The sequence below is a fragment of the Alsobacter soli genome (assembly GCF_003004785.1).
Classification (GTDB): domain Bacteria; phylum Pseudomonadota; class Alphaproteobacteria; order Rhizobiales; family Beijerinckiaceae; genus Alsobacter; species Alsobacter soli.
The window spans coordinates 127,427-147,756 of the sequence record NZ_PVZS01000007.1 but is presented as its reverse complement, the minus strand read 5'-3'; the positions used below and the strand labels follow the sequence as shown (position 1 = coordinate 147,756).

At 68.0% G+C, this 20,330-nt stretch carries 18 protein-coding genes; 8 read left to right on the top strand and 10 right to left on the bottom strand.

Features of this window, described 5'->3' with window-relative positions:
* Position 1: 1 nt before the first annotated feature.
* Positions 2 to 1,237 (top strand): HlyD family secretion protein, encoded by a 1,236-nt coding sequence (locus SLNSH_RS08285; RefSeq protein ID WP_106336207.1) that lies wholly within the window; start codon positions 2 to 4, stop codon positions 1,235 to 1,237.
* A 160-nt stretch (positions 1,238 to 1,397) separates the two neighbouring features.
* On the opposite strand, the gene SLNSH_RS08280 is transcribed toward SLNSH_RS08285, so the two are convergent.
* Both SLNSH_RS08280 and SLNSH_RS08275 read right to left on the bottom strand, forming a co-directional pair.
* Positions 1,398 to 1,808 carry a hypothetical protein gene (locus SLNSH_RS08280; protein WP_106336206.1) on the bottom strand — a complete coding sequence of 137 codons (411 nt, stop codon included), beginning with the start codon at positions 1,806 to 1,808 and terminating at the stop codon, positions 1,398 to 1,400.
* Positions 1,805 to 2,083 (bottom strand): hypothetical protein, encoded by a 279-nt coding sequence (locus SLNSH_RS08275; protein ID WP_106336205.1) that lies wholly within the window; start codon positions 2,081 to 2,083, stop codon positions 1,805 to 1,807. The genes SLNSH_RS08280 and SLNSH_RS08275 overlap by 4 nt, the downstream gene beginning before the upstream one ends.
* 237 nt (positions 2,084 to 2,320) lie before the next feature.
* Between SLNSH_RS08275 and SLNSH_RS08270 the strand changes: the two genes are divergently transcribed.
* The 7 genes from SLNSH_RS08270 (at position 2,321) to SLNSH_RS08240 (ending at position 11,808) form a co-directional block, all read left to right on the top strand.
* Entirely contained in the window at positions 2,321 to 4,993 is a 2,673-nt protein-coding gene (locus SLNSH_RS08270; protein WP_106336204.1) for a decarboxylase, read from the top strand.
* A 40-nt stretch (positions 4,994 to 5,033) separates the two neighbouring features.
* Positions 5,034 to 6,734 carry an aspartate:alanine exchanger family transporter gene (locus SLNSH_RS08265; protein ID WP_106336203.1) on the top strand — a complete coding sequence of 567 codons (1,701 nt, stop codon included), beginning with the start codon at positions 5,034 to 5,036 and terminating at the stop codon, positions 6,732 to 6,734.
* Between the two features lie 164 nt (positions 6,735 to 6,898).
* Positions 6,899 to 8,320, top strand: coding sequence for a porin (locus tag SLNSH_RS08260; RefSeq protein WP_146140222.1), 1,422 nt, complete (start codon positions 6,899 to 6,901; stop codon positions 8,318 to 8,320).
* A gap of 138 nt (positions 8,321 to 8,458) precedes the next feature.
* On the top strand, positions 8,459 to 9,514 hold the full coding sequence (locus SLNSH_RS08255) for a hypothetical protein (protein WP_146140221.1): 1,056 nt from the start codon (positions 8,459 to 8,461) through the stop codon (positions 9,512 to 9,514).
* A 27-nt stretch (positions 9,515 to 9,541) separates the two neighbouring features.
* Entirely contained in the window at positions 9,542 to 11,002 is a 1,461-nt protein-coding gene (gene prs / locus SLNSH_RS08250; RefSeq protein WP_245422140.1) for a ribose-phosphate diphosphokinase, read from the top strand.
* A gap of 124 nt (positions 11,003 to 11,126) precedes the next feature.
* Positions 11,127 to 11,345 (top strand): hypothetical protein, encoded by a 219-nt coding sequence (locus SLNSH_RS08245; protein ID WP_106336200.1) that lies wholly within the window; start codon positions 11,127 to 11,129, stop codon positions 11,343 to 11,345.
* A 130-nt stretch (positions 11,346 to 11,475) separates the two neighbouring features.
* Positions 11,476 to 11,808, top strand: coding sequence for a DUF1330 domain-containing protein (locus SLNSH_RS08240; protein ID WP_245422139.1), 333 nt, complete (start codon positions 11,476 to 11,478; stop codon positions 11,806 to 11,808).
* A gap of 73 nt (positions 11,809 to 11,881) precedes the next feature.
* Here SLNSH_RS08240 and SLNSH_RS08235 read toward each other — a convergent pair whose 3' ends face one another.
* From SLNSH_RS08235 to SLNSH_RS08200, 8 genes are all read right to left on the bottom strand, one after another.
* Positions 11,882 to 12,472, bottom strand: a complete 591-nt coding sequence (locus SLNSH_RS08235) for an NADPH-dependent FMN reductase (RefSeq protein WP_106336198.1) — start codon at positions 12,470 to 12,472, stop codon at positions 11,882 to 11,884.
* Between the two features lie 78 nt (positions 12,473 to 12,550).
* Positions 12,551 to 13,519 carry a L,D-transpeptidase family protein gene (locus tag SLNSH_RS08230; RefSeq protein WP_245422137.1) on the bottom strand — a complete coding sequence of 323 codons (969 nt, stop codon included), beginning with the start codon at positions 13,517 to 13,519 and terminating at the stop codon, positions 12,551 to 12,553.
* Between the two features lie 150 nt (positions 13,520 to 13,669).
* Positions 13,670 to 14,668, bottom strand: coding sequence for a catalase family peroxidase (locus SLNSH_RS08225; RefSeq protein ID WP_425352986.1), 999 nt, complete (start codon positions 14,666 to 14,668; stop codon positions 13,670 to 13,672).
* Positions 14,669 to 14,805: 137 nt separating this feature from the next.
* Entirely contained in the window at positions 14,806 to 16,194 is a 1,389-nt protein-coding gene (locus tag SLNSH_RS08220) for a sigma-54-dependent transcriptional regulator (protein WP_106336197.1), read from the bottom strand.
* Positions 16,191 to 17,933: a sensor histidine kinase gene (locus SLNSH_RS08215; RefSeq protein ID WP_106336196.1), complete on the bottom strand. Its 1,743-nt coding sequence runs from the start codon at positions 17,931 to 17,933 to the stop codon at positions 16,191 to 16,193. The genes SLNSH_RS08220 and SLNSH_RS08215 overlap by 4 nt, the downstream gene beginning before the upstream one ends.
* Positions 17,921 to 18,334: a DMT family transporter gene (locus SLNSH_RS08210; protein WP_106336195.1), complete on the bottom strand. Its 414-nt coding sequence runs from the start codon at positions 18,332 to 18,334 to the stop codon at positions 17,921 to 17,923. Before SLNSH_RS08210 ends, SLNSH_RS08215 begins: the two co-directional genes overlap by 13 nt.
* Positions 18,331 to 19,476: a GNAT family N-acetyltransferase gene (locus SLNSH_RS08205; RefSeq protein WP_106336194.1), complete on the bottom strand. Its 1,146-nt coding sequence runs from the start codon at positions 19,474 to 19,476 to the stop codon at positions 18,331 to 18,333. The genes SLNSH_RS08210 and SLNSH_RS08205 overlap by 4 nt, the downstream gene beginning before the upstream one ends.
* Positions 19,473 to 20,321 carry an alpha/beta hydrolase gene (locus SLNSH_RS08200; RefSeq protein WP_106336193.1) on the bottom strand — a complete coding sequence of 283 codons (849 nt, stop codon included), beginning with the start codon at positions 20,319 to 20,321 and terminating at the stop codon, positions 19,473 to 19,475. Before SLNSH_RS08200 ends, SLNSH_RS08205 begins: the two co-directional genes overlap by 4 nt.
* Positions 20,322 to 20,330 lie beyond the last annotated feature (9 nt).

Below are 20,330 nucleotides of genomic sequence, written 5' to 3'. Positions count from 1 at the left end.
GATGCTCGAACTCATTCTCTGCTCCATGCTGACGCTCCTGCCGGACTACCTTTACCGGCGCCTCGTGCAGGGCAAGCGGCTCGGCAAGGAGATCAACCTGTTCTCCGTGTGGTTCGAGCTGCGCTGGGGCATCGTCGGCTGCCTGATGCTCACTGTCGCCCTGATCACGACCGTGTTCTACAACCACCCGGCGACGACCAACGTCACCGCCTATTTCCGCACGGTGCCCATCGTGCCGGAGGCCAACGGGCGGGTGGCGGAGATCTTCGTCAAGGGCAGCGACGAGGTGAAGAAGGGTCAGCCCATCTTCAGGCTCGACAACTCCCGCCAGCAGGCGGAGGCCGAGACCGCGCGGCGCAAGGTGGCCGAGATCGAAGCCCAGCTCGTGATGGCGCAGGCGGACCTGGCGGCGTCAGAAGGCCAGATCACGCAGGCGCAGGGCGCCTACGACCAGGCGCTGAACGAGCTCACCACCAAGCAGGAGCTCAACCGCCGCAACCCCGACATCGTGGCCCGCCGCGAGATCGAGAAGCTGCAGACGCTGGTCGACACGCGCCAGGGCGGGGTGGACGCGGCGCAGGCCGCCAAGCAGGCGGTCGAGACGCGCATCTCCACGCTGCTGCCGGCGCAGAAGGCCAGCGCCGAGGCCGCTCTGGCGCAAGCCGAGGTGGAGCTGAACAAGACCGTGATCCGCGCCGGCGTCAGCGGCCGCGTCGAGCAGTTCGCGCTGCAGGTCGGCGACATCGTCAACCCGTTCATGCGCGCGGCGGGCGTGCTGATCCCCGAAGGCGCGGGGCGGCGGTCCTTGTATGCCGGCTTCGGGCAGATCGAGGCGCAGGTGATGCGCGCCGGCATGGTGGCCGAGGCGGCCTGCATCTCAAAGCCGTGGAGCATCATTCCCATGGTGGTCACCGACGTGCAGGACTACATCGCGGCCGGCCAGTTCCGCGGGGGCGAGCAGCTCCTCGAAGCCCAGCAGGTCGCCAAGCCCGGCACGGTGCTGGTGCGGCTCGACCCGCTCTTCGACAACGGCCTGGAGGACGTGACGCCGGGCAGCAGCTGCGTCGCCAACGCCTATACGAGCCACCACGAGGAGTTGAAGAGCGCCGACCTGAGCTCGTTCCAGCGCTTCGTGCTCCACGGCGTGGACGCGGTCGGACTCGTCCATGCGCTGCTGCTGCGCATCCAGGCGCTGATCATGCCGATCAAGAGCCTGATCTTCAGCGGCGGCCATTGAACAGCGGAGGGCGGGGCCTGGCCCTCCGCCAGCCTCCGGCTCCAGGCCTCCCAGCGAGAGGCCTCCCAGCGAGAGACGGAAATTTGGAAACGGAAAAGGCCGGGGCGGCCCCCAAAGTCAGAGGCCGCCCCGGCGCTTGCGCCCAGCGATGCGCGGCCGCTCAGGGCGCGCACTGATGATAGCTGTCGCCGCTGGTTTCGTTGGGGCCGGACAGGCGCATCAGGCTGCCGTCTTCCCGGGCGCGGAAGTAGGCCTTCATGCCCGACGACGACATCGTGTTGGTGCAATTCAGGTCAAGCGTCGTGACGCCATTCGGGTCGGACGACCGGCGCCCGATCCTGCAGCTTGCCATGGCGGTGCGCAGGGATCCGCCTTGGACCAGGAACGCGGAGCCAAAGGCGTTGCGGGGCTCCTTGAAGCTGGCCTTCCCTTTGCGGAAGACGAAAACCTCCTCGCAGCCTTGGCCAGGGCCCACATAGGCGCCCGATATGGCCGGGGCCTTTTGGGCGAAGGCCGCGGCCGGCGCGAGGAACCCGAGCGCCGCGACGGCGGCGGTGACCATCATCTTCATGTGTCGCCCCCTTTTTCTGACTGCTTCCCTGCGCCCCGATACTGATCCGCATTCCTGACGTACTCCCGGAGCTCTCCGACCAGTTCGGCCACGAGCCGGTCATATTCCGTCGCGGCGACGGCGTTTTCGGGCGTGCGGGGAAGCGTCTCAGACAGCCGGATCACCTCCGCCAGGTCGTCGCAGAGCGTCCGGAACCCCGGGCTGCGCGCATAGAGGTCCGCAGCGCGTTGCTCGGCGCCAAAGGCCGCGGCGATCGCGATGATCCTCTTGTGCATCAGCCGCTCGCTGGAGGAGATTTATTTCGCCTTCAAGCATGCGGCCCGTCGGGCGACGCGGGCAGTATTTTACTGTAGGCGGACTCCAGCCGAGCGGTTGTCACCGGCCTGACGATCCCGTCGCGCCCTGAAACAGTAAGATACTTCGCCCGGGTCGTCGGCCCGCGGATGCTGCGCTCATGTTTGCGCGGCGCGCCCGGCCCGGGATGCCGCCTCACGCGCATGAGGGAGGCATTCATGGCCAAGACGGCGACCCGCATCGACCAGTTCTTCGTGCTGCACGCCACGCGCAACGACCGTTGGCAGGTCGTGGCCGATCTGGCGCGCGACTGGGCCGCAGGCGCGGAGCGCCCGCAGGGTCTCGCGGACACCCTCGACGAACTCGCCGTGCTCGAACAGTTCCACGCCATCCCGGGCAGCCCCACGGTGGAGCGCCTGCGGGGCCTGGTGGAGACCGGCGAGGCCGCGGAGGCGGCGCGGCTCGCCCGGCATGTCGCCGAAGTGCTGATGGTGGGCCGCGGTTCAGACCTGGTGGAGGAGTGGGAGGCGGAGGAGGACGTCGTCGCCGCCGACATCGTGCCGAGCGTCGTCGCGCCGGCCGAGGCTCGGCGACCCTATTTCGAGGTCCTCTACGTCACCGCCCAGGAGGAGCCGCGCTGGAAGACGCTGCGGGGCCAGGTGCGTCGCCTGCGCCGGCGCGAGGATCAGTTCGTCTACGAGCCGGTGTTCGTCGGCTCTGTCGAGGACGCCATCTGCGCGACCGTGCTCAACCCGCGGCTTGCGGCGGTGGTGGTCGGAGAGAACGTGCCGCTCCATTCCCGCCACCAGGCGCCGGTCATCCGCGAATTGCTGGAGCATGTCGCCCAGGCGAAGCTCCAGGCGCCCCTGGGACTGGAGCTGGCCCGCGCTCTCAAGCGGATCCGGCCCGAGCTGGACCTCTACATGCTGTCCGGCCGCAACGTGGAGACAATCGCCGGCGACCCCCACGCCGATGTGCTGCGCCGCGTGTTCCACTCGATCGAGGAGCCGATCGAGCTCCATCTCTCCATCCTGGAGGGGGTCGCGGCCCGCTACGAGACGCCTTTCTTCGACAACCTGAAGAAATACGCCCAGCGCCCGATCGCCACCTTCCACGCCCTGCCGATCGCCCGCGGAAAGTCGGTCTTCCAGTCCGACTGGATCCGCGACATGGGCGAGTTCTACGGCATGAACCTGTTCCTGGCCGAAAGCAGCGCCACCACGGGCGGCCTGGACAGCCTCCTTGAGCCGACCGGTAACATCAAGAAGGCGCAGGAGATGGCGGCCCGGGCCTTCGGGGCCGACCACGTCTTCTTCGTCACCAACGGCACCTCGACCAGCAACAAGATGGTGGTGCAGGCCCTGGTCCGGCCGGGCGACGTCGTGATCGTCGACCGCAACTGCCACAAGTCGCACCACTACGGGCTGGTGCTCAGCGGCGGCCAGCCGGCCTATGTCGAGGCCTTCCCGCTGACCCAGTACTCCATGTACGGCGCGGTGCCGCTGGAGACGATCAAGAAGACCCTGCTGGACTTCCGCGACGAGGGCCGCCTGGACCGCGTGCGCATGCTGGACCTGACGAACTGCACGTTCGACGGGCACATGTACAACACGCGGCGGGTGATGGAGGAATGCCTCGCCATCAAGCCCGACCTGATCTTCCTGTGGGACGAGGCCTGGTCGGGCTTCGCCCACTGGTCGCCTTTCCTGCGCCCGCGCACCGCCATGGGCGCGGCGGCGGCGCTGAAGGACTATTTGTGCAGCCCCGAAGCCGTCGACGCCTTTGAGCGGCAGCAGGCCGAGCTCGGCCCCGATCCGTCACGCGAGAAGCTGCTGAAGACGCGCCTCGTCCCGGATCCCCGGAAGGTGCGGCTGCGCGTCTACCAGACCAACTCGACCCACAAGTCGATGTCGGCCATTCGCCAGGGCTCTATGGTGCTGGTGCGCGACGTCGACTTCGCGCACGTGGAGAGTCAGTTCCACGAGGCGATCTTCACTCACGCCTCCACAAGCCCGAACCAGCAACTCATCGCCAGCCTCGACGTGGCGCGCCGGCAGATGGAGCTGGAAGGCTACGGGCTGGTGATGAACGCCATCACGATCGCGCTGAAGATCCGGATGGCCGTGAACGGCCACCCCCTGGTGTCCAAGTACTTCCGCGTGCTCGGCGCCGACGCGATGATCCCGGAGCAGTTCCGCAACTCGGGCTTCGTGGACTACCTGTCGCCCGGCGCGAACTGGGGCACGGTGCTCAAGGCCGTGAACGAGGACGAGTTCTTCCTCGACCCGACCCGCCTCACGCTGGTCTGCGGCACGGCCGGGTTCGACGGCACGAGCTTCAAGGGGCTCCTGGCCAACCGCTTCAACATCCAGGTCAACAAGACCTCCCGCAACTCGGTCCTCATCCAGTCCAACATCAACAACAGCCGCAGCGACGTGGCGCTGCTGCTGCGCGTGCTGGTGCAGGTGTGCCGCGAACTGGAGGAGGGCGGCGGGACGACGACCGACGGCTTCAAGAGGAAGGTCCACAGCCTCATGACCGAGGTCCCGGACCTGCCGAATTTCAGCCGCTTCCATGACGCCTACCGCAAGGACGGCGGCCCCCAGACGACCGAGGGCGACATGCGGACGGCCTTCTTCGCGGCCTATCGCGAAGAGAACTGCGAGTACGTGCCGCTGCGCAGCCCCGAGATCGACAAACGCCTGGAGAACGGGCCCGAGCTCATCTCGGCGAACTTCGTGATCCCGTATCCCCCGGGCTTCCCGATCATGGTGCCAGGCCAGGTCCTGACCAAGGACGCCATCACCTTCATGCGCAAGCTCGATGTGAAGGAGATCCACGGCTACGAGGCGGCCAGGGGCCTCAAGCTGCTCAGGCCCGACCGCCTCTGAGCCGAGCCGCCCGATCAGACCCGGCGAATGGAGCATCCCCATGTCCGCCTTTTTCGGCTATCTCGCCAACAACCCCTACCTGCTGCTCTTCCTGACGGTGGGGCTCGCAGTATGGCTCGGACGCCAGAGCGTGAAGGGCTATGGCCTCGGCATGGTGGCGGCCGCCATCGTGATCGGCTGCGGCCTGTCCGTGTGGGCTTCGGCCTACGGCCACAAGCTTGAGCTCAACAACTTCACCAAGTCGATCTTCTACTACCTGTTCATGTACGGGGTGGGCCTGCGCGTCGGGCCGTCGTTCCTGAACAGCCTGGGCGGCGACGGCCTCAAGTTCACCGGCCTCGCCGTCGTGAGCTCGGTGGTCGGACTGGCTCTGGTGGTGCTTGGCGCCAAGCTCTTCGACCTGCCGCCGGGGGCCGCCGGCGGAATGCTGGCCGGCTCGCAAACCATGTCGGCCGCCATCGGCTCCGCCGAGGAGGCCGTGAACTCCGGCGTCGTGCGGCTGCCTGAGGGCTCCAGCAAGGAGGCCGCGAGCTCCATGATCGCGCTCTCCTACGGCATCACCTACATCTGGGGCACCGTCGGCATCATCCTGATCACCAAGTACCTGCCGAACTGGTGGGGCATCGACGCCAAGGCGGCGGCGCGCCAGTACGAGGCCGAGCACGGCGTCAACAGCGGCGACCTGCCGACCCTCAGCGGCTGGACCCCAGGCGCCCTGCGGGCCTACCGGCTGGAGAACCGCCAGTGGTTCGACCGCACCGTCGGCGACCTGCTGCGCGAGAATCCCGAGTACCGCGTGGCGAACGTGGTGCGGGACTCCAAGGTCCTGCCTGTTTCCCGGGACCTCGTCCTGCAGCACGGCGACGTCATCGCGCTCGGTGGACGCCGCGAGGCCATGACGGAGAAGATGGGCCTGATCGGCCCCGAAGTCTCGGACCGCACGGCCCTGGACATCCCGCTCGACAGCGCCGAGATCCTGGTCACCAATCGCGAGGCGGTGAAGCTCACGCAGGAACAGATGCGCGACCTGCCGGGCGTCGACCAGATTCAGGTGACGAAGCTCGAGCGGGGAGGGGTTCCTGTCCCGATCGGCCGCGACACGAAGCTGCAGCGGATGGACGTGGTCACGGTGGTTGGGCTGAAGTCCGCCGTGAACGCCGTCGGCGAGTTCTTCGGGCGCGTGGTGCGGCCAAGCGCGGCCACGGACCTCCTGACGCTCGCCACCGGGATGATGCTAGGGCTGCTGATCGGCGCCATTCAGTTCCCGGCGTTCGGCGCCTCGGTCGGCCTCGGCAACGCCGGCGGGCTCCTGGTCTCGGGCGTGATCATGTCGTCGATCGCGTCGCGGCTCCGCTTCTTCGGCAATACGCCGAACGCCGCACGCAACATCCTCGAGGATCTCGGGCTCGTCGTCTTCGTCGCCATCGTGGGCATCAACGCGGGAAACTCGCTGCTGACCCAGCTCACCGGAGCGATCGCGCTCAAGATCTTCCTGGTGGGCTTCGTCGCCTGCTCGCTGCCCCCCGTGATCGTCTGGGCGATCGGTTACCACGTATTCAAGTTCAATCCGGCGGTTCTGATGGGTGGCGTCGCCGGCGCCCGCAGTCACTCCGGTCCCTGCCGCGAGGCCGCGGTGGAGATCCAGAGCAACGTGCCGTGGATCGGCTTCCCCGTCGCCTACGCCGTCTCGGGCATCTTGCTCACCGTGTTCGGTTACTTCGCCATGGTGCTGGCCCAGTAGGATCGCGCCCACGGGCTCAAGAAAACGCCGGCTCCTGCCGGCGTTTTTTGCATGGCGTGTTGCAGCCGCGACATTGTCTTCTCCCGCCCAAGTCGCGACACTCGACCTTGAGTAGTGGGCTGCGTGTGTTCAACCGCTTTGGCGCTCGATTCGGGGGCGTGTTGATGAAGCAGATGCTGGGGGCCGTGGCTGGGGCGCTGGCGGCCTCGCCGCTGATGGCGGCGGATTTGCCGGCCCGCAAGGCGGCGCCTGTCGAGTACGTGCGCGTGTGCTCAACGTACGGGGCGGGGTTCTTCTACATCCCCGGCACTGACACCTGCATCCGGGTCGGCGGCCGCGTCCGCTATGAATTCCAGCTGCAGACGCCCTACACGCGCAACGACGACACGACCGGCACGCGCGGACTGGGCCGTCTTTATGCCGATACGCGCACCGAGACGGAGTACGGCCTGCTCCGGGCCTTCGTGCGCGTCGACGTGGCGCGCCGCAACGGCGCCATCTACAGCGGCACGGCGACCCGGATCGGCAACGCCTTCACCGGCACGAGCGTCGACTACAATGGGACCGCACAGACGCAGGTGGTCCTGGATCGCGCCTTTATCCAGTTCGGTGGGCTGACGGCCGGGCGCACGCAATCCTTCTTCGGCTTCTACCAGGGCGACCTCGAATGGGTGGGCATCACCGCCGGACAGTCGTCGCTCAACGACCTGACGAACGTCCTGGCCTACACGGCGACCTTCGGGTCCGGTTTCTCGGCCACGCTGGCGATCGAAGATCCCGTTGAAGCGCGCAACGCCATCGCCACCGCGGTCGCGCCCGCGCCAGGCCTCGTTCCCACCTACGCCTACACCGGTTCCGGCGCGCCGGACGTCGTCGGGCTCCTGCGCTATGACGCGTCCTGGGGCGCGGCGCAGGTGTCGGGCGCCCTCCACCAGGTGCGGGTTGGGGAGCAGACGGCGCTCGCCAGCGGTGTGACGCCGCAGGGGTTCACCCCTTCAACTGAATACGGCTACGCGCTGAACGCCGGCGTGAAGTTCAACCTGCCCATGATCGCTTCCGGCGATGCGCTCTATCTGCAGGGCACCTACACGCACGGCGCCAGCTCGTACATCATGGGCAACTACTTCGGGCTCGGAAAAGCCGCGGGGTGGGGCATCGGCGGCGTGGGCAACGTGGGCATGCCCGATGCGGTCGTGGCCGGCGCCGCGCCAGGCGACCTGAAGCTCACCAGCATCTGGGGGCTGACCGCGGCCGCGCTGCACTACTGGACGCCGACCGTGCGGCAATCGCTGTTCGGCACCTACATGGCGGTGGACTTCAGCAACAGCGCCTTCTACGCGGCCAACGGGTTCAGCTTCGCCTTCAACGGCAACAATCCGTATCGCGACTGGCGCTACTGGGGCATCGGAACCAACCTGATCTGGTCGCCCGTCGCCAATCTCGACATCGGCGCCGAGGTCAACTACGTGCGCGCCAATGCCGGCCAGGGCGGCGTCTTCAGCACCATCAGCACGGACCCACCGAACTGGATCCGCAAGACGGGGGATCAGGTCATCGGGCGCATCCGGATTCAGCGCGATTTCTGAACGGGGCGCGAGCACGCGCTAGTCTGCGTGCAAGAGGCTGCCCGCAAGCAACACGGCGACCAGTTTTCAGAAGCGCGAGGCGGCTCAATCTGACGTCGGTCATCGCGTCGGGGACGACGTCGCGCCATGGTGGGCGGGATGTCGGCTTCTCACCGTGCCTTCTCCCCGCGCGACCCCGCCCCCATGGGCGAGGTCAGCCAGGCTTGCGAGGTGGTCGCATTCCTGCGTGATCCGTCGATTTATCCGGGCACGCCCGGGGAACTCAGCGTTCGGGAGACACGGACCTCGTGGGTGTTCCTCACACCCCGCCACGTGTTCAAGCTCAAGAAGCGCATCGTTGATGAATTCGTGGACTTCCGTTCCGCCGAAGCCCGGCGTCGCAATGCGATCGATGAAGTCCGGCTGAATCGGCGCCTCGCGCCCGACGTGTATCTCGGCGTCGTCCCGGTGACGCGGGCCGACGGAGTCTTGAGGCTTGGCGGCGAGGGCGAAGCCGTCGATTGGCTGGTGGAGATGCGCCGCCTCAACCAGGCCGAATTCCTGGATGAATGGGCGCTGAGTGGTGCGCTTCCGTCGGATCGCATCGAGATCCTGGCGGACAGGCTTGCCGCGTTCTACCGCGCGGCGCCGCGGGCGCCCATCTCGGCTGGGGAGAACGTGGCGCGCTTCCGCCACGAGATCCTTTCCGCCCGGCAGGGCTTGTCCGACCCGCGCTTCGGCCTTTCGGAGGGCCGGGTTCGCCGGATCGCGGGCGCTCAGCTTCGCTTCTTGATGGGGCCGGCCGACCCCATCGGCCGGCCCGCCGCCATGGGGCGGATCGTGGAGGGCCATGGCGACCTTCGTCCCGAGCACGTCTGGCTTGGCTCCGATCCGGTGGTCATCGACTGTCTTGAATTCAACGCCGACCTGCGCCGCCTCGACCCGTTCGACGAGCTGTCCTACCTGTCGCTCGAATGCGAGCGGCTTGGCGCGCCCCATGTGGGCCGCCTCCTGATCGCCCGTGTCGCGGCACGGCTGAAGCACCGGCCGCCTCCTGCGCTCCTGGCTTTCTATCGCAGCGTCCGCGCTTTGATGCGGGCCCGCTTCGCCTTGCGACACCTGCTCGAACCCGCGCCGCGGGAGCCCGCGAAGTGGCCGCCCCTGGCCCGCGCCTACCTGGCGATCGCGGAAGCCTCCGCCTTGCAACTTCCGTGAGAAGCGCCACCCGCCTGGGAGGTCCCGATGACCAGCCTAGCCGTCACCGCACCGCCGCTTCGCCGTCTCTTCCAGGAAATCGACGAGGCGGCCCGGCCGCAATCCGAAGCTCTCGCAGCCCTGCGCGAGCAATGGGAGCGGGGCAGGGGCGATCGGCTGTTTCCTCGACCGGATGACGCCAAGGCCTGGGCGGCCCAGCCCTGGGCCTTCTCGCTGGCCGTTCAGCCGGGGCGATCTTTCGCCTTCATGGATCTTGGCGTCCGTGCGAGGGCGATCCTCTGCGCCGGAGGAGCGGACCGGAGGGAGTCCCCAGCCCGGCGGATGGCCGTCCGGCTGCGCCGACTGGCGGAAACCGTGGTCAGCCGGGGCGAGCCCCTGCGAGCGTGGGCGGATGCTGCCGGCCCCAGTCGGGAAGGCGTCGAATGGCTCGTTCTGCCGCTGTCCTCCGACGGCGTCCGGGTGGACGCCGTTGTCGGCGCCATTGCGCTGGGGCAGCCGGCTCCGTCGCGGCGGGGCAGGGGCGGCAAAACGCCCGCACAAACCGACGAACCGCTCCTGTTCGCGCTGAATGCGTCGCAGGCCTTCGGCCGGTCGCTTGCAGACGCCCTCGGCCTCGCGCTGGCCGCCCATGAGGAACGCGACTTCGAGGACGGCGAGCACAAGGCCCGGCCCCTCTGCGACGTGGCCGGCAGGACCGCCGTACTCGTCCAAAGCCTCCACGGGGACGACGCCCAGTCCGTCAACGACAAGCTCTGCCGAATGCTGTTCTTCACCGGAGCCCTGAAAGATTCCGGCGCGCGCCGCGTCCTGCTTGTGGCGCCGTACCTCTGCTACGCCCGCAAGGACCGCCGCACCAAGCTCCACGATCCGGTGACGACCCGGTACCTCGGGCAATTGTTTGAGGCGATGGGCGCCGACGGGATCGCGACCGTGGAGGTGCATAATCAGGCGGCTTTCGAGAACGCCTTCCGGATCCCCAAGCTGCACGTGGAGCAGACGGGGGCGCTGTTGCCCTACCTCCTGCGGATCGCGAGCGGTGATAAGCTGGCGGTGGTCTCCCCGGATTCAGGCGGGATGAAGAGGGCCGAGGCGCTGCGCCTGGCGCTGGAGGACGCCACGCGCCAGCCGGTCTCCAAGGCGTTCATGGAGAAGCAGCGCAGCATGGGACAGGTCTGGGGCGATCTCTTCGCCGGCGACGTGGCGGGCCGCACGGCGGTGATCGTCGACGACATGATCAGCACAGGGGGCTCCATGGCGCGGACCGCCGAGGAGTGCCGGCGCCGCGGCGCAGCGCGCGTGATTTGCGCAGCCGCTCATGGCCTGTTCGCCGAGGGCGCGCCCGCCTTGTTCGCTTCCCCGGTGGACCGGATCGCCGTGACGGACACCGTCGAGCTTCCGTCCGCGCTGAGGCGTGCGCCGCCGGGCAATCTCGATGTGATTGGGGTCGCTCCGACCGTGGCCGCTTCGCTGTCCCCGTGGCTGGGATAGGAGATCGCCCGGCCGAGGCTCGATCTCCGCGGCGGAGCGCGCCGCCAGGTGCTGTTGCGCACGGAAGATCCTCGACCGCGCCTTCAATCTGTGCGCGACAGTGGCGTCCTGTGGAGCCGTCTCCATGCTGCAGCCGGACCAACTCCAACAATACGAAGACATGTTCGCCTTGATCGCTCGTCAGCTTCGTCAGGAGAGCGGCGTCGATGGGGAGGAGGCGGCGCACGATTGGGACGAGCTTCTTTCGAAAATCGATCAAGCCTGCGCGGCGTTGCAGGACATCGCCTTGCACCACTTCGAGAAGGACAGCGCGGCTTCCGCTATTGTCCGCACCGAGGGCTGAAGCGCGCCAGGCTGGAGAAACGCCGGGCGTTCGCAACAAAGAAGACTTGCTGGCGCGGCCGCGTCGCCCGATCCTCCGATCGACGACGAGAGCTCAGCCCCCGAGGCGAGCGAAAAACCAGGGGAGGACGATGATGGCCGTGTTCCTGATCGCCAACGTCAAAGTCACTGACGAGTCCTGGATCCCCGAATACGCCGCCAAGGTGCATGACATGGTCGCCAAGCACGGCGGCAGGTATCTCTCCCGCAGCGCCAACATCAGGACGATCGAGGGCGAGGCGCCTGACACCACCCTCATCGCCCTCATTCAGTTCCCCTCGATGGAGGCCCTGGACGGCTTCGTGCACGACCCGGCCTACGCGCCCTTCGCGAAATCGCGGCAGGATGGGAGCGTGAGTCAGTTCTACGTCATCGACGACACGGACGTGGCGGGCTCCATTCCCTATCTGCAGGCGGGTCGCTGAGGTCAGCTGGGTCGGCGCCGGGTCGGGCTATTCACGTGGGCCGCCCCGGGCTGGCTTGAGCGCACGCGCCGGATCAATAAGGCGGAGCCTTGCGGGCGCGCTGCTCCCGGCAGGCTTCCGTCCACCAGGCGAGGTCGTCGGCGAAGCGGGGGAAGGCGCGTCCGAGCGACTTGCCGCCGCTTCCCGCGAGGTTGCCGTCCTCATCGAGGGTGTCCCCAATCGGCCCGACCGTGAGGGTGCTGGAGATCACGACCATGCCCATTTCGGAGAGGGTGCCGTGCCACATGGAGTTTGAACGCGCGCCCGAGAGCCGTCCGGCCGAATAGCTGGCGATGGCTGCGGGCCGCCAGAACCACTCTTCGAGGAAGTGGTCGGTCAGGTTCTTCAAACCGGGCTGCATGCCCCAGTTGTATTCGCCCGTCACGAACACGAAGGCGTCGGCCGAGCGTATCTTTTCGGCCAGGGCCTCCATGGCGGGCGGCGCGTCGCCCTTCGGGTATTCCTTGTACATGCGATCGAGCATCGGCAGTCCCACCGCCTTGGCGTCGATGAACTCTACGCGTTCGCCGCGGGCGCCCAGTTCGCGCACCAGGTACTTGGCGAGCCGGATGCCGGCGCGATCCGAGCGATAGGAGCCATAGAAGACAAGGATGGCGCTGGGCATGTCGGTGCTCCGGTCACGGGTGAAGGCAGGCTAGCAGAAGCATTCGCCGCGCTGGGTGTGCGCTTCGTTGCGCCAGCTTCAGGATCGCGCGCCCGCCCCGGCGCGCGGCACGGAGCCGGTGGAGGAGGGGCCCATGATGATCTCCTCGGGCTTGGTCAGCGCCTCGGGCCTGGAGACGTCGCCCACCTTGGCCTCGCCGGACATGAACGCCGCGTTCTGGCCGCCATCGCGGTAGACGAGCCTGACGGCCGGCACGCCGGCCGCCACGAGCCGGGCCACCTGGGCGTCGTCGGCCCGTTCCCTGACCTTCAGCGCCGAGGACAAGGCGGCGTCCTGGGGGCCGCAGCCGCCGTCGGCGGCGTTGAAGGTGTAGCGGCGGTCGCACACCCCGACCTGCGGCTCCTGTCGCGTCAGCGCGAACACGTCGTTCCCTTCCTTCAGGTTGCGCCAGAAGGCGATGTTGGGGTCGGCGCGGTGCCTGGCCAGGTTCTCGGCCGTCATGCGGAACGGATAGGACTGGAACTGGAACTCCCGCTGCCCGCCGGCGAACGCCTCGCGGGCGATGGCGTAGACCTCTGAAATCGCGTCGTCCGTCATGGCGAAGCAGCCGCGGGACGAGCACGAGCCGTGCACCATCAGGTATGAGCCCGTCCGGTCGTTCGCTCTGTCGAAGTCGTTGGGGAAGCCCAGGTTGAAGGACAGGTAGAGCGCCGAGTTCGGGTTCATGGAGGCGGGCGTGATGGTGTAGAACCCCTCGGGCGCCTGCCGGTCTCCTTCGCGCACCTTCGGGCCCAGTTGCCCCGACCAGCGGCAGATGGGGAATGTCTTCAAGAGAGCGTAGCGTCCGTCGGCCCCGCGCTTCCAGACTTCGAGCTCCGCCTCCTTCTTGAAGGCGCGCAAGAGGATGGGCTGCGACGGAGTCGTCCCCTTCTCGTGCATGAGGGCCATGGTTCCGGGCGGAATCGGCGCAAGGTGCCGGTTGCTGTACCCGTCCTGGCAGGCCGCGAGCATCAGCGCGGCGCCAAGCACTGTCGCAATCGCCTTCATGCGTCACCTCTCTCCCGAGCCGCCCAATCGTCGGGGCCGAGCCCTTTACTGACCGTGAAGAAGGGCCAAAGCGGGGCCGTGCGAGCGGGTGGAGCGCCTTCGCATCCACTGACGGGACGGGTCGCCGCAGGCGAGACGGGCGGCGAAGCGCTACTGCCGACGCCCGAAGGAGACAGCGTAGGCTGCGTTGCGGGCGTCGATGAGCGGGTCATCGGACTGCTCGACGCCTGCCGTCAGGTTCTGCGGCAAAAACAGCAGGGACTTCTCAGCCGTCGCGCTGTCAGGGGCCGGGCGGGTCAGCGTGATCCTGCCCAGCTCGACGATCCTGCGGTCCTCGGGCCAGGGCTTGGTGGGGTCGCTCGTCGGGTCTCCAGCCTGGGCGAGCTGGGCCTTGAGATGAAAGACCACCGGGCGGCTGGAGACCCGCTCCGCGATCTCCTTCATGAGGAAGTCGGGCTGCTTGGCGGCCGCCGCCTCGGCATCGAGGTGCTCAGCGCCCTCGTCCGGGTCGATGCGGAAGCGGAACGGCTGGCGCTTGCCGTCGCGGCTCACGAAAACGAACGCGTCGATGCCGTTGTAGGTCTCGCGCGCCAAGCTGGCGGGCGTCTGCACCGATTGCACCGCCTTGAGCGCGGCCGGGTGGGCGGCCACGAATTGCTCAAGCCGCGTGGGCTTTGGCGCGCCTGGGCCGCTTTCCGCCGCGGCTTGCAACATGTCGCGGAACTCTTCCCCGGTCGCGACCGGGAAGAACTTCAGCGAATTGGCGACGATGTCCATCTCGCCCCCGTCGCTAAGCTTGAACTTCACGGCCATGCCGTGTGGATTCGCCTGAGGCGAGCCGTCGGCGATGGTCGGGATGCCGGTGGCGTCCGAGAAACGCACGGTCACGGGGACCGGGCCGCCCGCGAACAAGGGAGACGCGCTGAGCGCCGCGCCGTCCGGAGATGGCGCGAAGCTTCCTTCCACGACGACTCCCTTCGCGTGGTTGGCGCGCATGCCGGGGTGTTGTCCCCAGAGCCGGTTCATGACGTCGACGATCTGCTCAGGGACTGGCTTGTCCTGGGCCCGGGCCGCGGGGTCGCCGAGCATCTGTGCGCCAAGACAGGCAACGGACATCACGGCAAGGTTGCGCGCCGCCAGCAGTCTCATGGACCCATTCCTCGCCGATACGCCCCCGGACATCCTCCGGTGGCCCGGCATGCGTGTCAAAGCACGAGAGTTTGAATGCCGTCGCTGGCGTCACGCCGCAAGCGCCGCCATGGGGCGGTCAGGGCCGCTTGGGCCGGTCATGGCTCGGCGACGGCTTTGCCCACGCTGATCCCGAGCTTCTTGACGCGGTGCCAGAGACTGCGCTCCGAGACGCCCAGGAGTTCGGCTGCGCGAACCTGGACCCCCTCGGTTCGCTTGAGCGCGGCCACGATGCGGCTGCGCTCGAATTTCGCGCACTCCTCCTCCAGGTCCATCGGGAAGACGACCTCGCCATTGGCGGAGGCTGCGCCCTGGGCCTGGGTGATGTAGGGCGGCAGGTCGGCCGCGGTGATCACCGAGCCGCGCGCCGACAGCACCGACCGCTCCACGCAGTTCTGCAGTTCACGGATGTTGCCGGGCCACGCGTAGGCTGCCAGGGCGCGCACGGCATCCGGGGCGAAGCTCAGGCCACGCTTGCCGAGCGCCGGGCCGAACTCGGACACGAAGCGGTCCAGGAACAGCGGGACGTCCTCGCGACGGTCCCGCAGCGGCGGGAGGGCGATCGGGAACACGTTCAGGCGGTAGTACAGATCCCCTCGGAACTGCCCTTCGGCCACCATCTTCTCGAGGTCGCGGTTCGTGGCCGCGATGATGCGGACGTCCGTTGTCTTGCTTTGGGTTCCGCCGACGGGCTCATAGGTGCGATCCTGGAGCACGCGCAGAATCTTGGCCTGGAGGGCCAGCGGCATGTCGCCGATCTCGTCCAAGAACAGGGTTCCGCGGTCCGCCTGTCCGAAGCGACCGACGCGGTTGGTGAGCGCTCCGGTGAAGCTGCCCTTCACGTGGCCGAAGAACTCGCTCTCGAGCAGCGCTTCCGGCACGGCGGCGCAGTTAACGGCCACGAAGGGGCCCTCGTGCCGGGGACTGTTGAAATGGATGGCGCGGGCGACGACCTCCTTGCCGGTTCCGCTTTCGCCCGTCAGCAACACCGTCGTCCTGGCGGAGCAGACCTCGCCGACGGCGCGCAGCACCTTCTGGAACGCCGGCGAGACCCCAATGAGCGTGTCGAAGCGGTGCTTGCCCTCGAGTTCCTCCCGCAGGCGCGCGTTGTCGCGCAGCGCGTCCTGGAGGCGCAGGGCGTTGGAGAGGGTGGCGGTGAGATCGTCGAGCTCGATCGGCTTGTCGATATAGTCGAAGGCGCCTTCCTTGATGACCGCCACGGCGTCGCGCACGCTGCTGTAGGCCGTCATGATCACGAGCGGAACCGCGTGGCCGCGCCTCTGCATCTCGGCGAGCAGTTCGCGGCCGCCCATGCCGGGCATGCGCAAATCGCAGAGAACGAGGTCCACGCCCTCACGCTCGAGGACGTCCAGGGCCGCGACCCCGCTTCCGGCGGTCAGGGTGCGGTAGTCCATCTGCTCCAGCATGCCGGACAGTACGTCCAGGAGCTTCGGTTCGTCATCGACGATCAGGATCGTATGGCTCATGCGCGCGCGTCGTCCTCGGAGGCGGCGACCGGGAAGGTGAGCTCGAACACCGCCCCGCCAGGGTTTCCCTTGTACTCCACCTTGCCTCCGTGGGTCTCCATGACGGCGAAGACCTTGGCCAGGCCGAGCCCGGCGCCGGAGGGCTTGGAGGTCACGAAGGGATCGAACAAGCGCGGCCGGATCTCTTCCGGCACACCGGGCCCAGTGTCGGCGAACACGAGCCGAACGTGCTCGCCGTCGGACCACTGACGGATGCTGAGCTGGCCGCCGCCCTGCATCGCATCGAGCGCGTTCAGCATGAGGTTGAGGATGGCGTCGTAGACCTGGCCGGGATCGCCCCGGACGACAGCGTCGTGCGCGCTGTCGGCGAACGAGATCGCCACCCCGCGTCGTTCCGCCTCCTGCTGGGCGAAGTCCAGGGCCCTGGCCACGATTTCCGAGGGCTTGATGAGCGCGAAGACCTGGGGCGTCTTGGCGAAGGTCAGGAAGTCGCGGATGAGCGCGTCGATTCGCCGGACCTCCTCGACCACATAGCCGAGGCGGCGGGTTTCAGCCTCGTTCAGGTTGCGCGAACGCTGCAGCAGCTCTGCCGTGGTCTTGATGATGCCGAGCGGGTTGCGGACCTCGTGGGCGAGGCCGGCCGCGACTTCTCCCAGGGTCGACAGCCGTTCCTGGCGGCGCATCCGCTCCTCCACCTCCCGCAGCCTGGCGAGCTGCACCGTCATGCGGTTGAAGGCTTCGGACAGTTCCGCCACCTCGTCCCGCCCGGTCACGGCGACGGCCTGCTGGTAGTCGCCGGCCGAGACCGCCCGGACGCCCTCGGCGAGGCGCAGCAGCGGCTTCGTGAGCTGGCGCGAGAGCAGCAGCGCTCCCAGCACGGCCAGGGCCGAGCCGAGGACGAGAATGGCGACGAAGATATTGGTCCGGTTCACCCACCCGGCCACGCCGACATCGGAGCGCAGGCCGCAGAAGATGACCCCAAGCAGTTGCTGGCGATTATCGTAGAGGGGCGTGTAGACGCCAAGGAAACGACCTCCCTCAGCGGCGCGCTGGAACACGTAGGGGGCGCCGCCGGCGAGGTCCGAGACGACCGAGCGCCGAAGCAGCCGGTCCGCCCGGACGCCGTCCCGGGACGAGTAGAACTCGACCAGGTCGGCGCCCTGCCTGTAGTAAAGGCGCATCTCGAAGGACTTCAGGGCGTTGATGTTGCCGATGTAGTTCTCGTCGATGAAGATGCCGACGAGCAGGAACATGCGTCGCCCGTCTCGCTCGAAGGGCCGCAAGGCGCCCGCCATCAGCATGGGGCGGCCATCGAGCTGGACGGTGTAGAGCGTGGCTTCCTCCGAGAGAGGCGCCTCCTCGAGGCCGGCCACCGGACGTGACGAAAAGATCGCCTTCTTGTCCGCGTCATAGATGACCAGCACATCGTAGCCGAGCGCGTCCATGAGCTTCTGGATGCTCCCGGGCAGCGTCTTCGCCGCGCCGCTCGCCACCGGGTCCAGCGCGCCCTGCTCGATCATGCTCTCGGCGATGCCGATGGCCTCGCGGCGCTCGTCCAGCAAGTTGCCGAAGAAGAAGCGCGAGGTCTCGTAGAGCCACACGCGCAGGCTGGACTCGAAAGTGTCGACGACGAGTTGGGTGGCCAACTCCGTCGCGACCAAAGTCGGCGCGACGCTGACGAGCATGAAGGCGATGATCAGCTTCAGGCGTATGGACCTGAAGCGCTTCAGCGAGCGCACGCGGGTTCGTCCTCCGTGCCCAGCACGATCACGCCCACGATGATGAGCGCGATCCCGGCCCAGCGTAGCGGTCCGATCTCCTCCCGGAAAACGAGCGCCGAACAGGCCGTCACCGTGACATACACCACGGACGTGAGCGGGAAGCCAAGGCTGAGCGGCAGCTTGTCCAGGATCGCCATCCACGCCGCGAAGGAGCCGAGATAACCCAGCACGCCGAGCCAGGCCCAGCCGTTGCCTGCGGCGGCCGCCATCCAGTGGGACAGGTCCGGCGCGGCCGCGAGCGCTTCCCCGGCCGCCTTGAGGGCGACCTGCGCGAGTGTCTCGAAGGCGACCAGCAGCGTCCACGCGGCGCCTGTCAGGACTGCCGCCGAGGCGCGGTCCGCAGCCATGGTCCGGGTCACGCGTGTTCCTCCATCTGCCTGGCGACCTCCGGGTCGAAACGGTCGAGCCGCACTACCCTGGCCACGAGCCGGAGAACGGCGTTCAGGGCTGGGCGACGGTGGCGGAACATCAGCCAGTTGGGCGAGAGCCTGCAGCCGAGCCGCACTTTGGGGCCGTAGAAGGCCTGCCCGCTCTGGTAGGTCCCGATGCCGCGCTCGGCGCAGTAGGCCACGTTCTCCAGCCAGCTCAGGTAGTAGAGATTGTAACGTCGCACTGTGGGGTAGTGCATCCCGATATACTTGTCGACGAGGCGGGTCGGCGTCTCGATCATGAGGTTGAACGCCACCAGCCGGTCCTCCGCCCAATAGAGGACGATGCTGGCCGCCGGCGCCAGACGGCGCAGCACGGCGGCGAAATAGTCGGGCGGCAGGTGCTCGAACTGCAACTCGCTGTTCGCGACTGTCTCCTCGTAGAGCGCGCCGACCTCGGCGACGACGTCGTCGATGGCGTGGCGGTGCTCCACCCGGAGCCCATCCCGGGCGCGAAGCTTGCGCTTGAGATCCTTTCGCGTCGCGCGGCTGAGCGTGGCGAGGTAGCCCTCCAGGCCACCGGATGGGATCTTCAGGACGCCGGTGGGCAGGCCAGGCATGGGCTGGTAGCCACGGCGGCCGGCGACCTGCCGCCACAGGGGCATGTCCAACTCGCTGGCGTCCTTGATCGCCATCAGTCCGCAGCGCTCCGCTTCCGCCAGGGCTTCGAAGGCGTCGAGCAACTGTTCGAGCAACGTCGGCTTGCGCGCGTCGGGGACCTGGGGAGCGAAGCCAAGGTGGCACTGCTCCGCCACGGGCGAACCAAGCGCGGCGAGGTTCAGGGTCATCAGCCGGGGCAGCGCGCGGCCGATGGCCTCCGTGATCCGCTTCAATGGGCCCTGAACCGTCGTGTCCAGGCGATAGCGCGTGAGGAAGACGGGCGCGACCGCCACCGGCTGGCCGTCCTCCAGGAGCGCGATGTAGCGCCAATCGAACCCCGGCGGCCCGGCGTCCTCAACGGCCCGATAGAAGGCCCAGCCTTCCGGGTCGCCTGGGAAGCATCGATCCCAGGCGGCAGGGGAGATGGCCTCGATGCTGCGGTACACGGCTACTGCCGGGGAGGGCGGCCTCATCCGGCGCGCGCCCGCAGCATCGGCACGGCCGCTTCGCGGGCTGCGGGTCGCGGCCTGCGGCGTTCCAGGAAGCCGAGCGTGTGCTCGACCAGCCGGTCGCGGTCGAGGTCCAGCGTCACCATGTGGTAGCTATCCTCCAGGATCACCTTTTCCACGTCGCCGCCGATCCGGCTCGCGACATAGTGCGCGTTGCGCAGGCTGGTCATGTCGTCGTCGCGTGCGTGGACCACGAGGGCCGGCGCGCGGACGTTCGGCAGGGCTTTTTTCACGCGGTCAATCAACCTGTGCAGTTCCACCAGGCTGCCGCCGGGCGTGGCGGCGTTGCCGGCCGAGCCGCTGTCCCCGCCCTGCATGGCCCGGACGATGCGTTCGCGCAGACGGTCGTCCTTGATGCCGTAGGGCGAGTCCTCGACGAAGCGGACCCATCGCGCGAAGCCCAGCGCCAGCGCCGGCTTCAGCAGCACGCGCGAACGCGGTATGGCCCACCCGTCGTAGAAGAGTGTGGTGGAATACAAGAGGAGGCCCGCCACCTCGTTCGGCCTCGCATGGGCGAGGTTGATGGCGAGAAGCGCGCCCATCGAGAGCCCGCCGACGAACACGATCTCATGCCGCTCGCGCAGCCGGTCGAAGGCGCGCTCCACGCTGCGGCTCCAGTCGCGCCAGCCGGTGCGCAGCAGATCCGCCTCCGTGCCGCAGTGGCCGGCGAGTTGCACGCCGTGCACCGTATAGCCCTTGCGGGCGATCGCTTTGGCGACGCTCTTGACCTCGGAGGGCGTGCCCGTGAGCCCATGGATCAGCAGAACCGCAACCGGTCCGCCCTCGAACGTGAAGCTGTTGTCGCTCATGGTTGTGGT

Bases quoted from the DNA above. Each gene is read 5' to 3' on its own strand.
- SLNSH_RS08255 (WP_146140221.1), top strand. From the start codon at position 8,459: ATGTCGGCTTCTCACCGTGCCTTCTCCCCGCGCGACCCCGCCCCCATG.
- SLNSH_RS08225 (WP_425352986.1), bottom strand. From the start codon at position 14,668: ATGAGACTGCTGGCGGCGCGCAACCTTGCCGTGATGTCCGTTGCCTGT.
- SLNSH_RS08260 (WP_146140222.1), top strand. From the start codon at position 6,899: ATGAAGCAGATGCTGGGGGCCGTGGCTGGGGCGCTGGCGGCCTCGCCG.
- SLNSH_RS08245 (WP_106336200.1), top strand. From the start codon at position 11,127: ATGCTGCAGCCGGACCAACTCCAACAATACGAAGACATGTTCGCCTTG.
- SLNSH_RS08270 (WP_106336204.1), top strand. From the start codon at position 2,321: ATGGCCAAGACGGCGACCCGCATCGACCAGTTCTTCGTGCTGCACGCC.
- SLNSH_RS08285 (WP_106336207.1), top strand. From the start codon at position 2: ATGCTCGAACTCATTCTCTGCTCCATGCTGACGCTCCTGCCGGACTAC.
- SLNSH_RS08220 (WP_106336197.1), bottom strand. From the start codon at position 16,194: ATGAGCCATACGATCCTGATCGTCGATGACGAACCGAAGCTCCTGGAC.
- SLNSH_RS08265 (WP_106336203.1), top strand. From the start codon at position 5,034: ATGTCCGCCTTTTTCGGCTATCTCGCCAACAACCCCTACCTGCTGCTC.
- SLNSH_RS08205 (WP_106336194.1), bottom strand. From the start codon at position 19,476: ATGAGGCCGCCCTCCCCGGCAGTAGCCGTGTACCGCAGCATCGAGGCC.
- SLNSH_RS08230 (WP_245422137.1), bottom strand. From the start codon at position 13,519: ATGAAGGCGATTGCGACAGTGCTTGGCGCCGCGCTGATGCTCGCGGCC.
- SLNSH_RS08240 (WP_245422139.1), top strand. From the start codon at position 11,476: ATGATGGCCGTGTTCCTGATCGCCAACGTCAAAGTCACTGACGAGTCC.
- SLNSH_RS08280 (WP_106336206.1), bottom strand. From the start codon at position 1,808: ATGAAGATGATGGTCACCGCCGCCGTCGCGGCGCTCGGGTTCCTCGCG.
- SLNSH_RS08200 (WP_106336193.1), bottom strand. From the start codon at position 20,321: ATGAGCGACAACAGCTTCACGTTCGAGGGCGGACCGGTTGCGGTTCTG.
- SLNSH_RS08275 (WP_106336205.1), bottom strand. From the start codon at position 2,083: ATGCACAAGAGGATCATCGCGATCGCCGCGGCCTTTGGCGCCGAGCAA.
- prs (WP_245422140.1), top strand. From the start codon at position 9,542: ATGACCAGCCTAGCCGTCACCGCACCGCCGCTTCGCCGTCTCTTCCAG.
- SLNSH_RS08235 (WP_106336198.1), bottom strand. From the start codon at position 12,472: ATGCCCAGCGCCATCCTTGTCTTCTATGGCTCCTATCGCTCGGATCGC.